The sequence below is a fragment of the Microbacterium sp. NPDC056234 genome, assembly GCF_042267585.1.
GTDB lineage: Bacteria > Actinomycetota > Actinomycetes > Actinomycetales > Microbacteriaceae > Microbacterium.
Genome location: NZ_JBHJTE010000006.1, coordinates 1 through 21,131, shown reverse-complemented (window position 1 = coordinate 21,131; position 21,131 = coordinate 1). Strand labels below are relative to the sequence as shown.

At 69.2% G+C, this 21,131-nt stretch carries 23 protein-coding genes, 1 tRNA gene and 1 rRNA gene; 5 read left to right on the top strand and 20 right to left on the bottom strand.

Annotated features, from left to right (window positions below; all coding sequences use genetic code 11):
• Positions 1-5 precede the first annotated feature (5 nt).
• Positions 6-79 (bottom strand) — tRNA-Pro (locus ACFCYE_RS15730).
• Positions 80-185: 106 nt separating this feature from the next.
• Here ACFCYE_RS15730 and ACFCYE_RS15725 point away from each other — a divergent pair.
• Genes ACFCYE_RS15725 through ACFCYE_RS15715 form a run of 3 tightly spaced genes read left to right on the top strand, consistent with a single transcriptional unit; the run spans position 186 to position 1,877 of the window.
• Positions 186-764, top strand: a complete 579-nt coding sequence (locus tag ACFCYE_RS15725; protein WP_376180221.1) for a GNAT family N-acetyltransferase — start codon at positions 186-188, stop codon at positions 762-764.
• A 55-nt stretch (positions 765-819) separates the two neighbouring features.
• Positions 820-1,494 (top strand): lysoplasmalogenase, encoded by a 675-nt coding sequence (locus tag ACFCYE_RS15720; protein ID WP_376180219.1) that lies wholly within the window; start codon positions 820-822, stop codon positions 1,492-1,494.
• On the top strand, positions 1,491-1,877 hold the full coding sequence (locus tag ACFCYE_RS15715) for an RNA-binding S4 domain-containing protein (RefSeq protein WP_376180217.1): 387 nt from the start codon (positions 1,491-1,493) through the stop codon (positions 1,875-1,877). The genes ACFCYE_RS15720 and ACFCYE_RS15715 overlap by 4 nt, the downstream gene beginning before the upstream one ends.
• 77 nt (positions 1,878-1,954) lie before the next feature.
• Here the strand turns inward: ACFCYE_RS15715 and ACFCYE_RS15710 are convergent, their stop codons facing one another.
• Entirely contained in the window at positions 1,955-2,854 is a 900-nt protein-coding gene (locus ACFCYE_RS15710; RefSeq protein ID WP_376180215.1) for an NUDIX domain-containing protein, read from the bottom strand.
• Positions 2,855-2,931: 77 nt separating this feature from the next.
• Here ACFCYE_RS15710 and ACFCYE_RS15705 point away from each other — a divergent pair, with 77 nt between their 5' ends.
• Entirely contained in the window at positions 2,932-3,489 is a 558-nt protein-coding gene (locus ACFCYE_RS15705; RefSeq protein ID WP_376180213.1) for a nucleoside phosphorylase, read from the top strand.
• An 8-nt stretch (positions 3,490-3,497) separates the two neighbouring features.
• Here the strand turns inward: ACFCYE_RS15705 and ACFCYE_RS15700 are convergent, their stop codons facing one another.
• The 17 genes from ACFCYE_RS15700 to ACFCYE_RS15620 all read right to left on the bottom strand — a co-directional run bounded on the left by ACFCYE_RS15700 (position 3,498) and on the right by ACFCYE_RS15620 (position 19,816).
• Positions 3,498-4,574: a Glu/Leu/Phe/Val dehydrogenase dimerization domain-containing protein gene (locus tag ACFCYE_RS15700; protein ID WP_376180211.1), complete on the bottom strand. Its 1,077-nt coding sequence runs from the start codon at positions 4,572-4,574 to the stop codon at positions 3,498-3,500.
• Between the two features lie 86 nt (positions 4,575-4,660).
• Positions 4,661-6,184, bottom strand: coding sequence for a ribosome biogenesis GTPase Der (der, locus tag ACFCYE_RS15695; RefSeq protein WP_376180209.1), 1,524 nt, complete (start codon positions 6,182-6,184; stop codon positions 4,661-4,663).
• On the bottom strand, positions 6,174-6,860 hold the full coding sequence (cmk, locus tag ACFCYE_RS15690) for a (d)CMP kinase (RefSeq protein WP_376180207.1): 687 nt from the start codon (positions 6,858-6,860) through the stop codon (positions 6,174-6,176). Before cmk ends, der begins: the two co-directional genes overlap by 11 nt.
• Entirely contained in the window at positions 6,853-7,971 is a 1,119-nt protein-coding gene (locus tag ACFCYE_RS15685; protein ID WP_376180205.1) for a prephenate dehydrogenase, read from the bottom strand. Before ACFCYE_RS15685 ends, cmk begins: the two co-directional genes overlap by 8 nt.
• Complete coding sequence (locus ACFCYE_RS15680) at positions 7,968-8,762, bottom strand: pseudouridine synthase (RefSeq protein WP_376180203.1); 795 nt, start codon at positions 8,760-8,762, stop codon at positions 7,968-7,970. The genes ACFCYE_RS15685 and ACFCYE_RS15680 overlap by 4 nt, the downstream gene beginning before the upstream one ends.
• Positions 8,759-9,355: an SMC-Scp complex subunit ScpB gene (scpB, locus tag ACFCYE_RS15675; protein ID WP_376180202.1), complete on the bottom strand. Its 597-nt coding sequence runs from the start codon at positions 9,353-9,355 to the stop codon at positions 8,759-8,761. The genes ACFCYE_RS15680 and scpB overlap by 4 nt, the downstream gene beginning before the upstream one ends.
• On the bottom strand, positions 9,345-10,160 hold the full coding sequence (locus tag ACFCYE_RS15670) for a segregation and condensation protein A (protein WP_376180200.1): 816 nt from the start codon (positions 10,158-10,160) through the stop codon (positions 9,345-9,347). Before ACFCYE_RS15670 ends, scpB begins: the two co-directional genes overlap by 11 nt.
• The gene (locus ACFCYE_RS15665; protein WP_376180603.1) at positions 10,144-10,977 is read right to left on the bottom strand and encodes a ParA family protein; all 834 of its coding nucleotides are present in this window, start codon (positions 10,975-10,977) and stop codon (positions 10,144-10,146) included. The genes ACFCYE_RS15670 and ACFCYE_RS15665 overlap by 17 nt, the downstream gene beginning before the upstream one ends.
• Before the next feature lie 156 nt (positions 10,978-11,133).
• Entirely contained in the window at positions 11,134-12,036 is a 903-nt protein-coding gene (xerD, locus tag ACFCYE_RS15660) for a site-specific tyrosine recombinase XerD (RefSeq protein WP_376180199.1), read from the bottom strand.
• A gap of 2 nt (positions 12,037-12,038) precedes the next feature.
• Positions 12,039-12,635 carry an NUDIX domain-containing protein gene (locus ACFCYE_RS15655; protein ID WP_376180197.1) on the bottom strand — a complete coding sequence of 199 codons (597 nt, stop codon included), beginning with the start codon at positions 12,633-12,635 and terminating at the stop codon, positions 12,039-12,041.
• On the bottom strand, positions 12,628-14,322 hold the full coding sequence (locus ACFCYE_RS15650; protein ID WP_376180195.1) for a CTP synthase: 1,695 nt from the start codon (positions 14,320-14,322) through the stop codon (positions 12,628-12,630). Before ACFCYE_RS15650 ends, ACFCYE_RS15655 begins: the two co-directional genes overlap by 8 nt.
• A gap of 14 nt (positions 14,323-14,336) precedes the next feature.
• On the bottom strand, positions 14,337-16,031 hold the full coding sequence (recN, locus tag ACFCYE_RS15645; protein WP_376180193.1) for a DNA repair protein RecN: 1,695 nt from the start codon (positions 16,029-16,031) through the stop codon (positions 14,337-14,339).
• Positions 16,028-16,948 carry an NAD kinase gene (locus ACFCYE_RS15640; protein WP_376180191.1) on the bottom strand — a complete coding sequence of 307 codons (921 nt, stop codon included), beginning with the start codon at positions 16,946-16,948 and terminating at the stop codon, positions 16,028-16,030. The genes recN and ACFCYE_RS15640 overlap by 4 nt, the downstream gene beginning before the upstream one ends.
• Positions 16,945-17,742 carry a TlyA family RNA methyltransferase gene (locus ACFCYE_RS15635; protein WP_376180190.1) on the bottom strand — a complete coding sequence of 266 codons (798 nt, stop codon included), beginning with the start codon at positions 17,740-17,742 and terminating at the stop codon, positions 16,945-16,947. The genes ACFCYE_RS15640 and ACFCYE_RS15635 overlap by 4 nt, the downstream gene beginning before the upstream one ends.
• Entirely contained in the window at positions 17,739-17,915 is a 177-nt protein-coding gene (locus ACFCYE_RS15630; RefSeq protein WP_376180188.1) for a hypothetical protein, read from the bottom strand. Before ACFCYE_RS15630 ends, ACFCYE_RS15635 begins: the two co-directional genes overlap by 4 nt.
• Before the next feature lie 9 nt (positions 17,916-17,924).
• Positions 17,925-18,956, bottom strand: coding sequence for an HAD-IIA family hydrolase (locus ACFCYE_RS15625; RefSeq protein ID WP_376180186.1), 1,032 nt, complete (start codon positions 18,954-18,956; stop codon positions 17,925-17,927).
• On the bottom strand, positions 18,956-19,816 hold the full coding sequence (locus tag ACFCYE_RS15620; protein WP_376180185.1) for a hypothetical protein: 861 nt from the start codon (positions 19,814-19,816) through the stop codon (positions 18,956-18,958). Before ACFCYE_RS15620 ends, ACFCYE_RS15625 begins: the two co-directional genes overlap by 1 nt.
• Before the next feature lie 6 nt (positions 19,817-19,822).
• Here ACFCYE_RS15620 and ACFCYE_RS15615 point away from each other — a divergent pair, with 6 nt between their 5' ends.
• Complete coding sequence (locus tag ACFCYE_RS15615; RefSeq protein WP_376180183.1) at positions 19,823-20,836, top strand: hypothetical protein; 1,014 nt, start codon at positions 19,823-19,825, stop codon at positions 20,834-20,836.
• Positions 20,837-21,041: 205 nt separating this feature from the next.
• On the opposite strand, the gene rrf is transcribed toward ACFCYE_RS15615, so the two are convergent.
• A 5S ribosomal RNA gene (gene rrf / locus ACFCYE_RS15610) occupies positions 21,042-21,131 on the bottom strand; the annotation flags it as partial.

Sequence of the window (21,131 nt, the reverse complement as noted above, 5' to 3'; positions counted from 1 at the left end):
TACTGTCGGGCTGACAGGATTTGAACCTGCGACCCCTTGACCCCCAGTCAAGTGCGCTACCAAGCTGCGCCACAGCCCGTCACCTTCGCTCACGCGCAGGCAACTCCACTATCTTAGCCGCACGATCGCGGGTTCGCGAACCGGCATCCCTTGCCCGTGTCGGACGTGTGGCGTACGGTGCCGTCATGCCGGCAATCACCACCCAACCCGCCACGGCCGAGCGCTGGGACGACGTGCAGCATGCCCTGTCCGGAGGAGGCGATGGACGCAGTTGCCAGTGCGCCTGGTTCACGCTCACCAACGCCGAGTTCGACCGGATCAGCGCGGATGAGCGGCGCGACCTGCTGCGCGGCGAAGTGGAAACAGCACCCCCACCGGGACTCATCGCGTATGTCGACGGAGACGCCGCCGGCTGGGTCCGCGTGAGCCCTCGCACCGCCCAACGCCGCATCGCCCGCACCCGCGCGATTGTCACGAGCACGCCCGAGCCACTTGACGACGACTCGGTCTGGGCCATCACCTGCTTCGTCGTCCGCAAGGAGTACCGCGGGCTCGGCCTCAACGCCGCATTGCTGCGTCCCGCCATCGAGCTCGCCAGACGACACGGAGCGCGCGTGATCGAGGCCTACCCGGTGGACACCTCGACCGGCCATGTGCGCCCGAACGATCTGTATCACGGCGCGTTGTCCACCTTCCTCGCCGCCGGCTTCACCGAGACGGCAGTCACCAAGCCAGGGCGCCCGCTCGTGGCCCTTGAACTCTGACGACCGACCACAGGCAGGATCACCGCCACGGCCGACGCGAACATACGATGGAGGGATGCAACGAAGCGTCTTCGGTCGTCCCACCATCTGGTGGACGTTCGTCCCGTACGCACTGATGTCGGTCCTGCACGTCGGTGCGCTCGCCGTCGGCAACGACCTCGCTCCCCCGACCAAGCTGTGGCTCATGCCTCTGCTCGCGATCCCCGTCCTGGTCTCGGCCAGACTGAAGCCGACACTGGCCGTCATCCTCCTCCTCGCGGCACTGCTGTTCTCCTGGCTCGGCGACGGCGCCGGCGCCTTCTTCCCCGCCGCACCCGAGCTCCCGCTCATGCTCGGATTCTTCGGTCTCGCCCACATCGCCTACATCGTGCTGTTCCTTCGGGTGCTGCGCCGGCAGCCACTCCCGTGGTGGGCGCTGGTCTACGCCGCCTGGTGGATCGCCATGATCGCCCTCCTCGGCCCACACACCGGCGACTTGCTGATCGCCGTCGGCGCCTACGGCCTGGTCCTCGGTGCCACAGCGGCCCTCGCGACGCGCTGTCATCCGCTCGTGATGACCGGCGGCATCTTCTTCCTCGTCAGCGACACGATCCTCGCCTTCCGCCTGTTCGTCCCCGACGCGATGCCGGACTGGACCAGCCCCGCAGTGATGGCGACCTACACGCTCGGTCAGGGGCTGATCGTCGCAGGCGCGCTCGCCACACTCCGCGAAGGGAAGATCCAGCGATGACCAACGCGATGAACCCCGCGCACACGAAACCGGTGCGCGTGGACAGCTGGCTGTGGGCGATCCGCGTCTACAAGACGCGCTCCGCCGCCACGACCGCCTGCCGCGCCGGACATGTGCGCGTCAACGGTGACAAGGTCAAGGCCGCGCAGACCGTGAAACCCGGCGATGAGCTCCGCGTGCGCATCAGCGGCTTCGACCGCATCCTCGTCGTGCGCCAGACGCTGGTCAAGCGCGTCGGTGCACCGATCGCGGCGCTCGCCTACGAGGACCGGACACCGCCGCGCGAGCCGGTCGCAGCCCTCGGCCTCCGCGACCGCGGTGCCGGCCGCCCCACCAAGCGCGAACGCCGCGACATCGACCGGCTGCGCGGCCGCGACAGCTGAGGTCCGCGGGCAACCCGGCACCGTCAACGTGTCGAGCACGCACTCGCCGACGCCGTCGCGCTTCCCGGCACGGCTGGTCAGCCGATCAGCCCGCGCAGCCACCCGGCGCCCTGAACGCGCGCTCCGGCATCCTCGACACGCGCACGCAGCTCCCGATCGCTCGTCACGACCGTCACCGCACGCCCCTCATCGACCAGGCGCGACGCCTCGGCCACGATGGCGTCATCGCCCTCCGCCGGCGCCCGTACGATGCGAACGGCGTCATCATCGGCATCCGGCTCGATCGCCTTCGCCTGTCCCTCAACGACGAAGCTGACCGCGGGGAACCAGATCTCCCCCGGCAGCTCCAGATCGGTGGCGGGCACGCCCAGACCGGCCAGCGACGCGTGCAGCCGCGCGGCGGCACCGGCACGGTCCCGCCACCACCCGTCCGGCACACTGCCGACCACGTTCGCGGCATCCACGACCAGCGCGGGCCGCACCTCCAGCAGCCTCCGAAGCCGCGGCCACGCGTCCCCGAATCCGGGATGCAGCGGCCGGCCATCGACCTCCTCCAACGCCACCCACTCGAGCGCAACGCTCTCGGGGTCGCTGATCACAGGGTCGAACGGCGCGACGACGTCGGCGACGAGCGTCGTGTACGACCAGATGTCGAGATCCAGCACACTCGTGAACCGCGGACGCACGGCACCCTCAGGCACCCCTGCTTCCTCTGACGCCTCCCGCTGAGCACCGGCGATCGCCGATTCCCCCTCGTGCAGGGCGCCACCGGGGAGTCCCCACGTCCCGCCGAAATGACTCCACGAGACCCGGTGCTGAAGCAGAACACCACGGTCGGGGTCGACTGCGAGCAGACCCGCAGCGCCGAATCGCCCCCAGTAGCGCTCCCCCGTCGACGCGACGACCCACGCATCTCCGGGGTCACGCGGACCCTCGGGTCGACGCGGCTCACCAGCACTCGGAGGAACGATCGTCACCCTTCCAGCCTGTCACAGCATCCGCCGCACGGCACTCGGCGCGACCCGAGGCGTAACGGCTCTGCGAAGATTGATCCGTGAAGCTCCTCGTCGCCGCCCTCGAATCCGAACTCACCGCCTTCCCGACGCACGTCCCGGGCTATGAGCGGCTCGTCACAGGACCAGGCAAGATCAAAGCCGCCTACGCCCTCACCCGCGCGCTCGACAACGGCGACTACGACGAGGTGCTCGTGGTCGGAACCGCCGGCGCGATCGACCCCGATATCGCCCCCGGCATCCATGTGATCGACACGGTCTTCCAGTACGACGTGATCGACGACAACGGCGTGGCGGGTCACCACGTGTCGATGCCGCAGCGTCTCACGCTGGGCGACGGCGACGTCATCATCGCCACCGGAGACAGCTTCGTCGACGACGCCGACATGGTGCTCGCCATCCGTGCTCTCGGCGGACGCCTGGTCGACATGGAGGCGTACGTGTACACGTGGGTCGCCCGGCAGTTCGGCGTCCCGATCCGCATCTGGAAGGCCGTGTCCGACACCGCGCAGGATGGCGCGAACCAGACGTGGGAGGCGACCGTTGCGGCCTGCAGCCGCGACCTCTGGGCGCGACTGCAGGCCGAACTCGACGCCTGAACCGGCGACTAGGAGAGCACGCTCTGCGACGCGCGCGCCGCATGCAGTCGTGCTTCGGCGAGCTCCTCCGCCGCCTGCAGCGGGGTGATCCCGCGCTCTGCCGCGTCATCGAGGATGCCCCGCACCGTGCTGCCGATCCCGGAGACGCGCTCCATGATCTCGGCGCGGGTGCCGACGCGCTTCGCCTCGAGATCGAGGTAGATGACCCCGCCGGCATTGACGACGAAGTCGGGAGCGTACAGGATGCCGCGGTCAGCCAGTCGCTGCGCGCCATCGTGCGCGGCGAGCGGGTTGTTCGCCGGACCGCACACCGCTCGTACATCCAGCGCGTCGATCACGTCATCCGTCAGCAGACCGCCGATGCCCGCGGGGACGAACACATCCGCCGGGACGAGGTGCTCGGCACCCGGCTCGACCCAGTTCATGCCGAGGTCGGCCGCGAACTGGCGACGCGCGGGATTGACGTCCGTGGCAGTGAGGACGGCACCCTCGGCGGACAGCCGAACGGCGAGGCGCCCTCCGACCTGGCCGAGACCCGAGATCGTGATGCGCCGCCCTGCGACATCGGCCGAACCGGTGAGCCGCTCGAGCACCGTGCGCAGCGACTCGTACACGCCGAGGCTCGTGGGCCCGGCCGGCTCACCCGAACCGCCGACGGCATCCGGCAGCCCGACCACGTGCGCCGTGCGCTCGCTGACGGTGAGCATGTCCTCGGTCGTCGACCCGACGTCCTCAGCCGTCCGGTAGAGACCGCCGAGCGACTCCACCGCGTCGCCGAGGTCGAGGAAGGCGGCACGACGACGCTCGGAATCCAGCACCGTCCCCTCAGGGAGCCCGATGACCGACTTGCCGCCACCGGCGTCGAGGCCGGCCGCGGCGTTCTTGAGGGTCATCGCGGCCGACAGGCGCAGCGCGTCCCCCAGAGCATCGCTCCAGTGCGGGTACGTCCACAACCGGGCACCGCCCAGAGCGGAGCCGAGCGCGGAGGAGTGCAGCGCGACGGCGATGAACAGACCGCTGCGCCGTCCCGTGATCACCTCCACGCGTTCGTGGGAGAAATCGGGCAGGGGCAGGGTGTGCGTCATCGCATCCTCTTTCGGCGGGCCTTGTGGGCGTGCTCGGTGGATGCCACGGCTTTGCGGCATCCACCTCCCATGGTACCGCCGGCAGGTCAGCGCTGGCGGCGCTCCCTGACTCGCATGTTGATGACGATCGGCGTTCCTTCGAACTCGTAGATCTCACGCAGGCGACGCTGGATGAACCGGCGATAGCCGGGGTCGAGGAATCCGGTCGTGAAGAGCACGAACGTCGGCGGACGCGTCGACGCCTGCGTCCCGAACAGGATGCGCGGCTGCTTGCCTCCGCGCAGCGGGTGCGGGTGCTCGGCGACGAGCTCGGACAGGAACGCGTTGAACTTGCCCGTCGGAATGCGGCGGTCCCAGTTCTCCAGCGCCGTCTCGAGAGCTGGCACGAGCTTGTCGAGGTGACGCCCCGTCTTGGCCGAGATGTTCACCCGAGGCGCCCACGCCACGTGCGCGAGATCCTTCTCGATTTCACGCTCCAGGTACCGGCGACGGTCCTGGTTCTCCATGTCGTCGTCGTTCAGGCGGTCCCACTTGTTGAACGCGAGCACGAGCGACCGCCCGGACTCCAGCACCAGGTCGATGATGCGGATGTCCTGCTCGCTGATCGTCTCGGAGACGTCGAGCACGACGACGGCGACCTCGGCCTTCTCGAGCGCGGCCGACGTGCGCAGCGACGCGTAGAAGTCCGCACCCTGCTGGAGGTGGACACGGCGACGGATGCCGGCGGTGTCGACCAGGCGCCAGAGCTTCCCGCCGAGTTCGACGACCTCGTCCACCGGGTCGCGAGTGGTGCCGGCGAGGTCGTTGACGACCACGCGCTCCTCCCCCGCGGCCTTGTTCAGCAGCGACGACTTGCCGACGTTCGGTCGACCGAGGATGGCCACGCGACGCGGTCCGCCGATCTCGGCCTTGGCGACCGCCGAGATGCTCGGCAGCTTCTTCATGACCGCGTCCAGGAGATCGGCGACACCGCGACCATGGATCGCGGAGACCGGGTGCGGCTCGCCGAGGCCCAGGTTCCACAGCACTGCGGCTTCAGGCTCCTGACGGGCATCGTCGATCTTGTTCGCGACGAGGAACACCGGCTTGCCGCTCTTGCGCAGCAGCTTCACGACGTGCTCGTCGGTCGATGTCGCGCCGACCTTCGCGTCGACCACGAACAGCACGACGTCGGACAGGTCGATCGCGACCTCGGCCTGCGCGGCGACCGAGCGATCGATGCCCTTGGCGTCGGGCTCCCAACCGCCGGTGTCCACGACCGAGAAACGACGGTCCTGCCACTCGGCCTTGTAGGTCACGCGGTCGCGGGTGACACCAGGGGTGTCCTCGACCACGGCCTCGCGGCGGCCGAGGATGCGGTTGACCAGCGCCGACTTGCCGACGTTCGGTCGGCCGACGATCGCCACGACGGGCAGTGCCGGCAGGAACTCGACGCCGCCCTCTTGGCCGGAGAGCCCGGCCAGCAGCGCGGCATCCTCGTCGTCCAGGTCGTACTCGGCGAGTCCGGCGCGCAGCGCCTCGGCCCGCTGTTCCGCGAGCACCTCGTCGAGGTCGTTCATCTTCTCTTCGAGGCGGTCAGGGCCGCCCTCGTACTCTTCTTCAGCGGGCATGTTCCGCTCCTTGCTTTCGGTCGATCACCGCGAGCACGGCGTCGATGGTCTGGGGGAAATCGAGGGAGGTCGAATCGACGACCTCGACGCCGTCGGCGGCGTTGAGGAAGTCCACGACCGTGCTGTCGGCGGCGTCACGGCGGTGCAGCGCTTCGGCGACCGCGGCGGCGTTCTCGTCCGCGAGCTCGCCGGCCCTGCGCGCTGCGCGCACCTCCGGTGCCGCGGTGAGCAGGATGCGCACCGGAGCATCCGGTGCGACGACGGTGGTGATGTCGCGTCCTTCGACGACGACGGCGTCGAACGCAGCATCCGATACGAGGGCACGGAACAGCTCGTTGACCTGCGCGCGCACCTCGGCGACACGGGCGACCCCGCTCACGGCGCCGGAAACGCGGGACTCGCGGATCGCGGAGGTCACGTCGACCCCTCCGACGCGCACGGAGCGGTCATCGGGGTCGAGGCCCAGTGCCAGGTCGAAGTCGGAGGCCGCAGCCCGCACCGCCTCGGCATCCGCCGTGTCGGCACCGCGATCGAGCACGTGCCACGCGAGCGCACGGTACGCGGCGCCGGTGTCGAGGTATCCGTATCCCCGCGTGCGCGCGACGGCCTTGGAGACGCTGGACTTGCCGGAGCCGGCCGGACCGTCGATCGCGATGAACTTGTGTGCGTCAGTCATTGGTCGTCCCTGCAATCCGCCACCCGCGCTCCTGCAGTCCGGTGATCGCGCCGCGCAGCGCCGCCGGGGCCACGCTGATCTCGGCGAGTCCGAACTGTGCGCCCGGCGAGTGCTCCAGGCGCAGGTCCTCCACGTTCACGCCGAGCTCGCCGAGCTCGCCGAAGAGTCGTCCGAGCTGGCCGGCGGTGTCGTCGACCATGACGACCAGCTGCTCGTAGCGCCGGTTCTGACCGTGCTTGCCCGGCAGACGCTCGACGCCCTCGTTGCCCTGTCGGATCGCGTCGGCCACCGCACGCCGCGCGCCGGGCGCCGCCGGGTCGCGCAGCGCGTCAGCGACCTCGCGCAGATCACCGGCCAGCGCGTCGAGAACCTCGACCACCGGCTGCGCGTTGGCGCCGAGGATCTGGACCCAGAGCTCCGGTGCGGATGCCGCGATGCGGGTCGTGTCGCGCACGCCCTGCCCTGCCAGGCGGAGCGCACCCTCGTCGGCCGAGGCGAACCGCCCGGCGAGCAGGCTCGCCACGACCTGCGGGACATGCGAGGTCAACGCGACGGAGCGGTCGTGCTCCTCCGGAGTCATCTCCAGCGGCATCGCACCGACATCGAGCGCCAGCGCCTCGACGAGAGCGAGATCGGCTGGACGCGTCTGATCATCGCGGCACACCACCCACGGACGGCCGACGAACAGGTCTGCCCTGGCCGAGATCGCGCCACCGCGCTCACGACCGGCGAGCGGGTGCGAACCGATGTAGCGGGTCAGGTCGACGCCGCGCTCCTGCAGCACGCGGAACGGTTCGAGCTTCACGCTCGCGACGTCGGTGACCACGGCATCCGGATACCGGTCGAGTTCGGACTGGATGACATCGGCCGTGACGTCCGGCGGGACGGACACGACGGTGAGCACCGGTCGGTCGTCCTCGCGCTCGGGGCGCCCTGCACCGTAGTCGATGGCGAGGCGCAGCTGCGCGGGCGAGGCATCCGTCAGCACGACGTCGACGCCCTTCGCGCGCAGGGCGTGGCCGATGCTGGCGCCGAGCAGACCGGAGCCGACGACGCGAACGGTCCCCGACAGCCGTGGGGGCACCACGGCACCACGGACCTGTTCGCTCACTGCTTCTCCTGCACGTCTCCCGGCGTCGCATCCGCAGGGGAATCCTGGCGCGCGAGAGTCAACAACGCACCGAGTTCGATTTTAGTCAGTTCCCGGGACTTCCCCGCCGAGAGGGTTCCCAGGTGCAGCGGACCGAACTGGCGGCGGACCAGTTCGGTCACGGGATGGCCGACCGCGGCCATCATCCGTCGCACGATCCGATTGCGACCGGAATGCAGCGTCAGCTCGACGAGGCTGGATCCGCGGGAGGTGTCCAGCAGCCGCGCCTTGTCGGCGGCGATCGGTCCGTCCTCGAGCTCGATGCCCTTGGTCAGGGTGGCGATGGTCTGGGCGGTGACGGTCCCCTCGACCTTGGCGATGTACACCTTCGTCACACCGAAGGAGGGGTGCGCGAGCACGTGTGCCAGCTCCCCGTCGTTGGTGAGGATCAGCAGACCGCTGGTCTCGGCATCCAGGCGTCCGACGTTGTAGAGGCGCTCCTCGTAGTCCTTCGTGAACTGGCGCAGGTCCGGTCGACCGTTCTCGTCGCGCATGGTGCTGACGACGCCGATGGGCTTGTTCAGCATGACGTAGCGCTTGGAGACGTCCAGCTGCACGGCCGTGCCGTCGACGTCGACGAGGTCCTTGTCCGGATGGATCCGGCGGCCGAGCTCGGTGACGACCTCTCCGTTCACCCGGATGCGCCCCTCGACGATGTAGTCCTCGATCACGCGACGCGAGGCGACGCCCGCGTTGGCGAGCACCTTCTGCAGTCGGATGCCGTCGGCGGCTGGGTCTGGGATGGGCGTCATCGGATACTGCTTTCTTCGAAGCCGTTCGACCCGTCATCGAGCAGCGGGGAGATCGGCGGGAGTTCATCGAGGGAGTTGATGCCGAGGTTCTGCAGCAGGGCATCGGTGGTGCCGTAGTTGATCGCTCCGGTCTCGGAGTCCGCGAACAGTTCCGTGATCAGGCCGCGCGCGAGGAGGGTGCGGACGACGGAGTCGACGTTCACCGCGCGGATGGATGCGACCTGACCGCGCGTGACCGGCTGCTTGTACGCGATGACGGCGAGGGTCTCCAGAGCGGCCTGCGACAGCCGCGCCGGTGCCTGTCCTCCGACGAACTCGGCGACGAGGCCGTCGTGGTCGTCCCGCACGTACAGCCGCCACCCGCCGCCGACCTCGCGCAGCTCGAATCCGCGCCGCGGACCGCTGCCGCGACCGTCGTAGTCATCGACGAGCGTCTCGATCGCCTGGCGGACGGCCGGTACCGGAGCGCCTACGGCGGCAGCGAGGGCGACGAGCCCCAACGGCTCCTCCAGGACGAGCAGGATCGCCTCGAGCTTCTCGGTCAGCGGCGCGTCCGGCACGCTCGTGCTCTCGTCGGTCACATCATCGGTCATAGTCGGCCCCCAGGGTCGCCAGCATCTCGTCCGACCAGGTGTCGGCTGCCCAGCGCAGCGTCAGCTCGCCGAGCGGTTCCAGTTGTTCGAAGGACAGCGCCGCGTGCCGGTACAGCTCGAGCACCGAGATGAATCGCGCCACGACGATGCCGGGTTCGCTCACCCCGGAGACCAGCTCTCGGAAGCTCAGCGAGTCGGTGTTGCGCAGCAGTGCGACCACGATCGCCGCCTGTTCGCGGATGCTGACCAGCGGAGCGTGCAGGTGATCGAGCCCGACGTGCGGGATCTCCTTCGGCGCGAATGCGAGCAGGGCGATGGCCGCGAAGTCGTCGGCGCTCAGACTCCAGACGAGCTCGGGAGTCTGGCGGCGGTGCTTCTCATCGAGTCGGACGGCGCGGACATGGCGGCGATCCTCACGCTGCAGGCTCCGCGCGAACCAGGTCGAGACCTCCTTGAACGCACGGTACTGCAGCAGGCGTGCGAACAGCAGATCGCGCGCCTCGAGCAGGGCGACGGACTCCGCATCGACGAGCTCGCCCTGCGGCAGGAGACCGGCGACCTTCATGTCCAGGAGCGTGACGGCGACCACGAGGAACTCGGATGCCTGATCCAGCTCCTCCTCGGGACCCAGGTCCTTCAGATAGGCGATGAACTCATCGGTGACCTTGCTCAGGGCGACTTCGGTGATGTCGAGCTCGTGCTTGGAGATGAGGTTGAGCAGCAGATCGAACGGGCCGTCGAAGTTGCCCAGCGAGACCCGGAAGCCGGAGTCCTCGGTCGAATCGATGTCAGGCGACGGCGCCACGGGCGACCAGCTCCCGCGCCAGCCGCAGGTACGCCTGTGCGGCGGCGTGCTCCGGCGCGAACTCGGTGATGGGAACGCCCGAGACCGAGGCATCCGGGAACTTCACCGTGCGACCGATCACCGTCTCGAGCACGTCGTCGCCGAATGCTTCGACCACTCGCTCGAGCACCTCGCGGGAGTGCAGCGTCCGGGGGTCGTACATGGTGGCGAGCAGGCCGTCGAGCTCGATGGCCGGATTCAGGCGATCGCGCACCTTGTCGATCGTCTCGATGAGCAGTGCGACACCGCGGAGCGCGAAGAACTCGCACTCGAGCGGGATCAGCACGCCGTGGCTGGCGGTGAGCGCGTTGACGGTCAGCAGACCGAGCGAGGGCTGGCAGTCGATCAGGATGACGTCGTACTCGTCGGCGACCTGGCGCAGGACGCGCGACAGGATCGTCTCGCGTGCCACCTCGTTGACGAGGTGCACCTCGGCCGCCGAGAGGTCGATGTTCGCGGGAATGACGTCGAGGCCTTCGACGGACGAGGGCACGATCGCGTCGTGCGCGTCCCGCTTGGTGTCCAGCAGCAGGTCGTAGACCGTGAGCATGTCGTGCGTATTGATTCCGAGACCGGCCGACAGCGCACCCTGCGGGTCGAAGTCGACCGCGAGGACCTTCCGACCGTACTCGGCCAGAGCAGCCGCGAGGTTGATCGAGGTGGTCGTCTTGCCGACGCCGCCCTTCTGGTTGCACAACGCGATGATGCGCGCAGGTCCGTGCGAGTCGAGCGGAGCGGGCGTGTCGAAGCCGTGATACGGGCGACCGGTGGGTCCCATCAGGGGCTCGTCCGCCTTCGACGTCTTTCCCTTGGACTTCGCCGCTTTATCAGCCACCGGTTCTCCTGCTCCCTTGTGCTCGCTCGATTCTAGTCGCCACCCGCGCGGACACGCCGCCCGCACCCGGCGATCCCGCCGAATCGGCCGCCGAGGCGGTCAGCGGGCTCGGGGATGCGAGGTGGCGTAGATGTCGCGGAGCGCATCGACGGACACGTGCGTGTAGATCTGCGTGGTCGCCACCGACGCGTGCCCCAGCAGCTCCTGCACGACACGGACATCGGCTCCGCCCTGCAGCAGATGGGTCGCGAACGAATGACGCAGCGTGTGCGGCGACACCTCGGCGGTGATCTGGGCGGCTTCCGCCGCGGAGCGGATGACCAGCCAGGCGCTCTGCCTCGACAGCGGCGCTCCCCGTGCGCCGAGGAACAGCTTCGCGGTCGCCCGGCCCTTCGCCGCGAGTCCGGGGCGCACCCGTGTGAGGTACGCGCCGACCGCATCGCGCGCGTAGGACCCGACCGGGACGATCCGTTCCTTGGAGCCCTTGCCGCGGAGCCGCAGCACCTCGCCGTGCGCGAGGTCGTCGACGTCGAGACCGACCGCCTCGGACACGCGAGCCCCGGTGGCGTACAGCAGCTCCAGCAGCGCACGGTCACGGATGCCGAGCGGGTCCTCCGGCGACGGAGCGGCGAGCAGTCTCTCCACCTGATCGATCGTCAGCGCTTTGGGCAGCCGTTGCGGGGTCTTGGGCGGCCGCAGACGCCCGGTGGGGTCCTCCGGTTCGAGGCCCTCCCGCACGAGGTAGCGGTGCAGACCTCGCACCGACGACTGCAGCCGAGCGAGGCTCGTCGCAGCCGGCGCGGGCACGATCGCCGACCGATCAGCGATGAAGCGGCTCACGATCGACCCGCTGATCGCCGACGTGTCGTCGATGCCGGCATCCGCGAGCCACTGCGCATAGTTCGCGAGATCGCGTCGGTACGCCGCCACGGTATGCGCCGACAGACCGCGCTCGATCGTGACGTGCCTGAGGTAGGCGTCGACCGCACGCGCGACGTGCACGGCTACCGTCCGGTGTCCGCGCTCCGGAGCCGCCGCTCGGCCGCCAGCACGCCGATGGACAGGATGCCGTTGTGCATGCGCCCCTCCAGCACCGCGTCCACGGCATGCGACAGCGCAACCCACTCGACCCGGATGTCCGCTTCCTCGTCTTCACGCGCGTGCGCCTGCGTCGCGGACGAGACGCCCGTCGCGAGGAACACGTGGATCATCTCGTCGTTGCCGCCGGGAGTCGTCCAGACCGAGACCAGTTCTTCCCAGTTCGCAGCAACGAGGTCCGCCTCCTCCGCGAGCTCGCGCTGCGCGGCGAGGAGAGGCTCTTCACCGTCGACATCGAGCAGACCCGCCGGCAGCTCCCAGTCGCGATGCCGGATCGGATGCCGGTACTGCTGGATCAGCAGCACGCGCCCGTCGTCGTCGATCGCGACGACGGCAACCGCTCCGGTGTGGGCCACATACTCACGGATGATCTCCCCGCCGCCATACGCGACGCGGTCCGAGCGGACGTCCCACACCCAGCCCTTGTAGACGAGATCGCTCTGCAGGACCTCCGGCTCGAAAGCCTCGTCCCGCAGCGCGGACGCATCCTGCACGTCAGGCACCGGCTTCGACGTCGAACAGCTCGCTCGCGCGGTGCCGCTCGATCGCGGCCCCGACGAGACCGCGGAACAGCGGGTGCGGGGCAGTCGGGCGCGAGCGCAGCTCGGGGTGCGCCTGCGTGGCGATGTAATACGGGTGCACCTCGCGCGGCAGCTCCACGAACTCGACCAGGTCGAGCTCAGGGTTCAGCCCCGAGAACAGCATCCCCGCCTCGGCGATGCGGTCGCGGTACGCGTTGTTGACCTCGTAGCGGTGACGGTGACGCTCCTGCACCTCGGTAGAGCCGTACACCTCTGCGGCGATCGACCCCTCCGCGAGGCGGGCGGGGTACAGGCCGAGACGCATGGTTCCGCCGAGGTCACCGCGGTCGATGATGTCGACCTGCTCGGCCATGGTCGCGATGACCGGCGCCGGCGTCTCGGGGTCGAACTCGCTCGAGGACGCGCCATCGATGCCCGCGACGTTGCGCGAGTACTCGATGACCATGCACTGCAGACCGAGGCACAGGCCGAGGGTCGGGATGCCCTGCTCGCGCGCGAACTTCAGCGCGCCGAGCTTGCCCTCGATGCCGCGGATGCCGAAGCCGCCGGGAACGCAGATCCCGTCGAGCGCACCGAGCTGCTCCTTCGCGCCTTCCGGCGTCTCGCACAGATCGGACGGGATCCAGCGGATGTTGACCTTGGTCTCCTGCGCGAACCCACCGGCCTTGAGCGCCTCGGTCACGGACAGGTAGGCATCCGGCAGGTCGATGTACTTGCCGACCAGGCCGATCGTGACCTCGTGCTTGGGGTTGTGCACGGCGTGCAGGACCTTGTTCCAGCGGGTCCAATCGACCTCTTCGGCCTTCTGGTCCAGGCCGAGACGGCGAACGATGTAGGAATCGAGTCCCTGCTCGTTGAGCGTCGACGGGATGTCGTAGATGCTCGGCAGGTCGACGGTGTTGATGACGCCTTCGGCGTCGACGTCGCACATCAGCGCGATCTTGTTGCGGTTCGACTCGCTCACCGGACGGTCGCTGCGCAGCACGAGGGCATCCGGCTGGATGCCGACCTGGCGCAGGGCCGCGACCGAGTGCTGCGTGGGCTTGGTCTTCTGCTCTCCCGAGGCGCCCATGAACGGCACCAGCGAGACGTGCACGAAGAACACGCTGTCACGGCCGAGCTCGTGGCGCAGCTGGCGGGCGGCCTCCAGGAACGGCTGAGACTCGATGTCGCCGACCGTGCCGCCGACCTCGGTGATGATCACGTCGGGCTTGGGGGACTCATCGGCCTGCAGACGCATACGGCGCTTGATCTCGTCGGTGATGTGCGGGATGACCTGCACGGTATCGCCGAGGTACTCGCCGCGGCGCTCGCGCGCGATCACCTGCGAGTAGATCTGACCCGTGGTCACGTTGGCCGCCTCGGACAGGCTGATGTCGAGGAAGCGCTCGTAGTGACCGATGTCGAGGTCGGTCTCGGCGCCGTCGTCCGTGACGAAGACCTCACCGTGCTGGAACGGGTTCATCGTGCCGGGATCCACGTTCAGATAGGGATCCAGCTTCTGCATGACGACCCGCAGTCCGCGGGCGGTGAGAAGGTTGCCGAGGCTCGCGGCGGTGAGCCCCTTGCCCAAAGACGAAACGACACCGCCGGTCACGAAGATGTGCTTGGTGGTGTCGTTCTTGGGCCCCGCAGAAGAAGAGTTCATCACGGGCTTCAATCCTAACAGGCGGCGGCGGTGCCGAGACTGAGAAGTTCTCGGGCGTGGGTGAGCGCGGCATCCGAATCGGTGAGTCCGGAAAGGAGCCTGGCCATCTCGGCCTCGCGGTCTGCCCCGTCCAGACGGCGCACACTCGAGGCGGTGACGGCACCGTCGTTGGATTTCACGACGGAGAGATGGTTGCTCGCGAAGGCCGCGACCTGGGCGAGATGCGTGACCGCGATCACCTGCGATCGCTCGGCGAGTCGGGCGAGTCGCCGTCCGACTTCGATGGCGGCCGCTCCCCCGATCCCGGCATCCACCTCGTCGAAGACGAACGTCGGAACGGGATCCGTGCCGGCGATGACGACCTCGATAGCCAGCATCACGCGCGAGAGTTCGCCTCCGGAGGCCCCGCGCGCGACAGCACGCGGTTCGGCACCCGGATGCGGGGCGAGCAGGATCGCCACGTCGTCGCGTCCGTGCGCGCTCTCGGAGCCGGCCGTGACGGCGACTTCGAGGCGCGCGTCCGGCATAGCCAGTTCGTGCAGCTCTTCGGACACCGCCGAGCCGAGGCGCGCTGCCGCCTCGATGCGGACGGCGGTCAGCGCAGCGGCGGCCGCATCGAGAGCATCCCTGGCCGCGGAGCGCTCCGCCTCGAGCCGTTCGACGCGGTCGTTGTCGTCGTCCAATTCGGCAAGACGTGCCGATCCGGTCTCCCAGACCGTCAGCGCCTCGTCGAGGGAGCCGTGCGCGCGCACCAGCGTGTTCAACGCGGCTCGACGCTCTTCCACGGCCGCGAGCTCATGCGGCCCCGCTTCGTCGAGATCGGCGAGATACCCGGCCAGCTGACCGGCGAGATCCGCCAGTCGGTAACCGACATCGGCGAGCGACTCGGCGATTCCGGCGAGAGCCGGATCGGACACCCGCTCCAGCAGGCGCCGCGCATCGGCGACGAGCACCGCGGCATCCGGGTTGCCGTCCTCGTTCGACAGCGCGGTGTGCGCGAGCGCCGCGGCCTGCCGCAGCTCCTCGGCGTTCGCGAGCCGTTCGGCCCGCTCGGAGAGGACCTCGTCCTCCCCCGCCTCCGGTGCCGTGGCTTCGATCAGCGCGAGCGCCTCGCGCAACCGGGATGCCTCGTCGGCACGGCGGTCGCGGTTCTCGGTGAGTTCGCGCAGCTCGGCATCCAGCGTCCGCCAGTGGTCCCAGGCGCTGCCGTAGGCGCGCAGCGCGGTGGACACCGGCTCACCGCCGAAACGGTCGAGCGCGTCTCGCTGGGCTGCGGCGGACTTCAGCCGCAGCTGCTCGGACTGCCCGTGCACGACGACCAGCTGCTCCGCGAGTGCGGACAGCACGCCGGCCGGTGCGGCTCGACCTCCGACGCTGGCTCGACTGCGGCCTTCGGCGCTGAGCGTACGTGAGACGTAGAGCTCGGACTGACCCGATCCGGCTGGTTCGAGCTCTCCCCCGGCATCCGTCACGATGTCGGCGACCTCACCCTGCTCCGGAACGACCCAGACCCCGGCGACCGACGCCTGCGCCGCTCCGGCGCGCACGGCGCCGGAGTCTGCGCGCTGGCCCAGCAGCAGGCCGAGCCCGGTGACGACCATGGTCTTGCCCGCGCCCGTCTCGCCCGTGATCGCAGTGAAGCCCTTGCCGAGTGGGAGAACGGCGTCGGCGATCACGCCGAGGTGCTGCATCCGGATCTCCTCGATCATGCCGGCGCTCCCGTCCCGTTGCCGCGCCACCCAGCCACCGGAAGCCGGAACTTGCGGACGAGTCGATCGGTGAACGCGGCGGGGTGCAGCCGGGCCAGGCGCACCGGACGAGAGGATCGGCGCACGACGACGCGTGCGCCGGGCGGCAGGTCGTGCGAGCGCCGCCCATCGCACCACAGGATGCCGGTTCCGCTCGTGCTCTCGAGCATCTCGATGGCGACGGATGCGTGCGGGCTGACGACGAGCGGTTTGGCGAACAGGGCGTGCGCGGACAGCGGCACGACGGCGATCGCCTCGACACCCGGCCAGATCACGGGTCCGCCGGCGGAGAAGTTGTAGGCGGTCGACCCGGTGGGGGTCGACACGACCATGCCGTCGCAGCCGTAGCTGGTGAGCGGGCGCCCGTCGATCTCGACGACGACTTCGATCATCCGCTCGCGGCTGGCCTTCTCGACGGTCGCCTCGTTCAGAGCCCAGGTCTCGTAGACGACGTCGCCTTCGGAATCCTTCACGCGCACGGACAGCGCCATGCGTTCTTCGACGTCGTAGTCGCGGTCGATGACGCGGCGGACGGCGGCATCCATGTCGTCGCGTTCGATCTCGGCGAGGAAGCCGACATGGCCCATGTTGATTCCGAGCACCGGGGCACCGCTGTCACGGACGAGTTCGGCGGCGCGCAGGATCGTGCCGTCACCGCCGAGGACGATGGCGAGCTCGAGATCGCCGACCTGGATCTCGTCTCCCAGGGCGTCGACCGCGGCGAACGCGTCGTCCACCGCTGCCAGCTCGGCGCGGTCCTCAGGTGCCAGGACCGGGCGTGCGCCCGCGCTGCGGAGTGAATCGACGACTCGGCGAGCGGCTGCGACAGTGTCTTCCCGGCCTGCGTGGGCGACGACCAGGATGTGGCGCTCGTTCATCGTCCTCCTGCCAGTTCGTCGATCCGCTTCGTCCATTCTGCCGGAGACGTCCCCCGGCCGGGCGACATGTGGACAAGGTACTCGGCGTTGCCGTGTGTTCCGAGGATCGGCGACGGCAGGATGCCGAGCATCCCGAAGCCGGCGTCCCAGGCGCTCCAGAGCGTGCGGGCCACGGCATCAGCGCGGATCACCGGATTGGTCACGAGACCGCCACGGACAGCTGTGCGTCCAACTTCGAACTGCGGTTTGACGAGGAGAACGACGTCGGCGCCGGATGCCGCGACCTGCGCGACCGCACCGAACACGAGCTCGAGCGAGATGAAGGACAGGTCCCCGACGATGAGCTCAGGAGCGCGGGTCTCACCGGCCGCCTGCGCGAGGTTCTCCGCCGTCATGTGGCGGACGTTGTATCCCTCGACGACCACGACGCCGGGATCAACCGCGATCGCGGCGGCGAGCTGATCATGACCGACGTCGACCGCGAGGACGCGCTCGGCGCCGCGTTCACGCAGTACCTGGGTGAATCCACCGGTCGAGGCGCCCATGTCCAGCGCCACGCGGCCTGCGACCGGCACGTCGAATCCGTCGAGTGCTGCGATCAGCTTGTGCGCCGCGCGGCTGACGTAGTGGTCGGCGCCTGCGACGGTGATCTCGGTGTCGTCGTCGACGGCTGCGGATGCCTTGATCACCGTGCGTCCGCCGACCTGGACGAGTCCGTCCGCGATCATCGTCGCCGCGTGCGTGCGCGAGCGTGCGAGACCTCGTGCCGCGAGGGCTGCGTCGAGACGAGTCACCGCTCTGACGTCTTCTCTCGCTGATCGATGCGGGCGCCGGATTCAAGCCTGCGCGACAATTCGTCGTGCAGGCCCGAGTAGGCATCGGCTCGCGCCGTGAGAGGCTGGCCCTCGATCAGGCGCAGGCGGCTCCAGAGCCCGTCAGTCGGACCGTTCGTGCTGTCGTCGCTCACCCCACCAGCCTACGGCCGATGGAACGGATCCTCGTAGAGGCGCTCTGGCACGCGCAGCACGAAGATGGGCGTACCCGACTCCCAGATCGCCAACGCGCCGGCGCGCAGCAGGTCGATCTGGTCGGTGCCGGCGGCGAGGATCTCGACGTCGCCGCCGTTCACGCGAACCGTCGCATCCGCCACCGTCACCGCACCATCCTTGCGGACAGCCTGCGGATATGGCTCGTGGAGTTCGCGCAGATCCGACAGCACGAACGTCGGCCGCGAACCTTCGGGCGCCGCGAGCACATGCTTGGGACGATCGATGCCGGTCAGCACGAGGACCGAATCGATGCCGGCCCGGTTGGCGCCGAGGATGTCGGTGTCGAGCCGGTCGCCGATGAAGAGGGTCCGCTGCCCGCCGAAGCGCGCGATCGCCTCCTCGAAGATCGGCACCTCGGGTTTACCGGCGACTGTCGCCAACCGCCCGACCGCGGTGTGCACCGCGGACACCAGTGTGCCGTTGCCCGGCGCGACGCCGCGCTCGCGCGGGATCGTCCAGTCGCTGTTGGTGGCGATCCAGGGGATGCCGCCCTCGTCCTCCGGCAGCTTGAGTGCGAAGGCCGCTTCGGCGAGGTCGGTCCAGGCCACGTCGGGCGCGAATCCCTGCACGACGGCATCCGGCGCGTCCTCAGCGCTTCGGGTGACGGTGTAGCCGGCCTTCTCCGCCTCGACGACCAGGCCCTCGCCGCCGACGATGAGCAGCGTGGCCGGCGCAGGGACCATGGTCGCGAGCAGGCGCATCGCAGCCTGCGGGCTGGTGACGACCTCGTGCGCGGCGACGGTGAGTCCCAACTCGGTCAGGTGCTCGGCGACGGATGCGTCGGTGCGCGACGCATTGTTCGTGATGTACCCGAGGCGTCGTTCACGGGCCACGTCGTTCAGGCTGTCGACCGCATGCGGAAGCGCCCCCGGTCCCGCATAGACGACGCCATCGAGGTCGGCGAGGACCACGTCGATCCCGTCCAGCGGTGTCGGGCGCTTCTTGGCGAACAGGCCCATCAGGCCCTTTCCCCCTCGTCCCCGGCGGCCTTCTCACCCTCACCGGGCAGATCAGCGGTCGGCGCGGCTTCGCCGTCGTCATCGCTTTCGCCGAGCAGCTCGGCGACCTCCTGCTCGATCTCATCGCGCTCGGAAACGCCTGGCGCGGGCGCTTCTGCTTCTGCTTCTGCTTCTGCCTCTGCAGCATCGGCATCGTGATTGTCTGCATCAGAGGGCCCGTCGACGTCGTCGCCGTCCGCGGACTGAGCCGCGGCTGCGTCGGCAAGGTCCTCGTCGGGCGATTCCTCCATGGATTCGCCTTCGATCAGACTGTCCTCGACGATCAACTCCTCATCGCCGTCCTCGTCGAGGCCGAGCGCTTCAAGGGCCACCTCTGCGCGTTGCGCCCAGAACTCCGCTTCTTCGTTGCGCCCGAGGTCCTCGAGCACGGCTGCGCGCGCGGCGAAGAGCGCCGGGCTCCAGCTGAAGGCGCGGTCTGGATCGAGTTCGGGAATCTCGAGTTCTCCGAGCGCGAGCTCGGTCTCGCCCTGGTCCAGACGCGCACCGGACATGGCAATCGCCAGAGAGACGCGCACATCGATGGGAAGCGCCGACCGGTCGACGGATCGCCCGGTCTCGAGCGCACGGTCGGGACGTCCGACACCACGCTCACTGTCGACCATCAGCGCGATCTGGTCTTCCTTGCCGGAGATCCGGCGATATGTGCGCAGCTCGCGCAGCGCCAGAGCGAAGTCGCCCGTCGCGTAAGCCGTGATGCCAAGGGTCTCACGGACGATCGCGATGCGGCCCGCGCGACGGGATGCCGCAAGAGCATGCTCATGTGCCAGTGCAGGATCCTCATCGATCGTCCGCGACGCCATCGCGAGATGACGCGCTACCTGATCGGCGTTCTCCTTGCTGAGCGTCTTCAGCTCGTTGCGGGCAGACGCCGGAAGATCGCGGGCAGTGATCTCTTCGGGGATGTCGGGGCCGCGCTCCGGACGAGGGCGATCGTCGTACGGACGATCGTTCCGCGGACGCTCAGCACCACCGCGCTGCGCGTGCGAGCTGCGTCCCCGGTCGTCGCGGCGGTCAGTGCCGCCTTCGCGACGCTGGTAACCGCCAGTGGGACGGTCGCCGTCACGGCGCGGAGCACTGTCGCGACGCTGATAGCCACCGTCACGGTTCTGGCCTCCTGTCGGACGGTCACCGTCACGACGCTGGTAACCACCAGTGGGACGGTCACCGTCACGGCGCGGAGCGCTGTCGCGACGCTGATAGCCACCCTCACGATTCTGGCCCCCTGTCGGACGGTCACCGTCACGACGCTGGTAACCACCGCTGGGACGGTCACCGTCACGACGCTGGTAACCACCAGTGGGACGGTCACCGTCACGACGCTGGTAACCACCAGTGGGGCGGTCTCCGTCGCGGCGCGGAGCGCTGTCGCGACGCTGGTAACCGCCATCGCGGTTCTGGGCCCCTGTCGGGCGATCACCGTCACGACGCTGGTAACCACCAGCGGGACGGTCACCATCACGACGCGGAGCGCTGTCACGACGCTGATAACCACCGTCACGGTTCTGGCCTCCCGTAGGCCGATCACCGTCACGACGCTGGTAACCACCAGCGGGGCGATCGCCATCACGACGCGGAGCGCTGTCACGACGCTGATAGCCACCGTCACGGTTCTGGGCGCCGGCCGGGCGATCACCGTCACGGCGTTGGTAACCGCCGGCGGGGCGGTCGCCGTCGCGACGCGGTGCGCCACCTTCACGACGCTGATAGCTGCCGCCGGTGGGCCGGTCGCCGTCGCGACGCTGGTAACCACCGTCGCGACGCTGCGCGCCCTCCCGAGGCGACTGTCCGCCGTCGCGACGCGGAGCGCGGTCACGGGATGAGCTGCCGTCATCACGATATGTCGGCCGCGAAGCGGAGCGATCAGAGCGCGGACGATCCTTGCGTCCGTCCCCGGAGTTCGTGGAACGGTCGTCGTTGTCGCGTCGCGGTCGACGCGCTTCCTCATCCGGCATGATCCCTGCTCTCTCCAACTTCCTGTTAACGCAAAATGGCCACCCAACCTTGGGTGGCCATTTCACAGAAGAAGTCCGGCGGTGTCCTACTCTCCCACAGGGTCCCCCCTGCAGTACCATCGGCGCTGTGAGGCTTAGCTTCCGGGTTCGGAATGTAACCGGG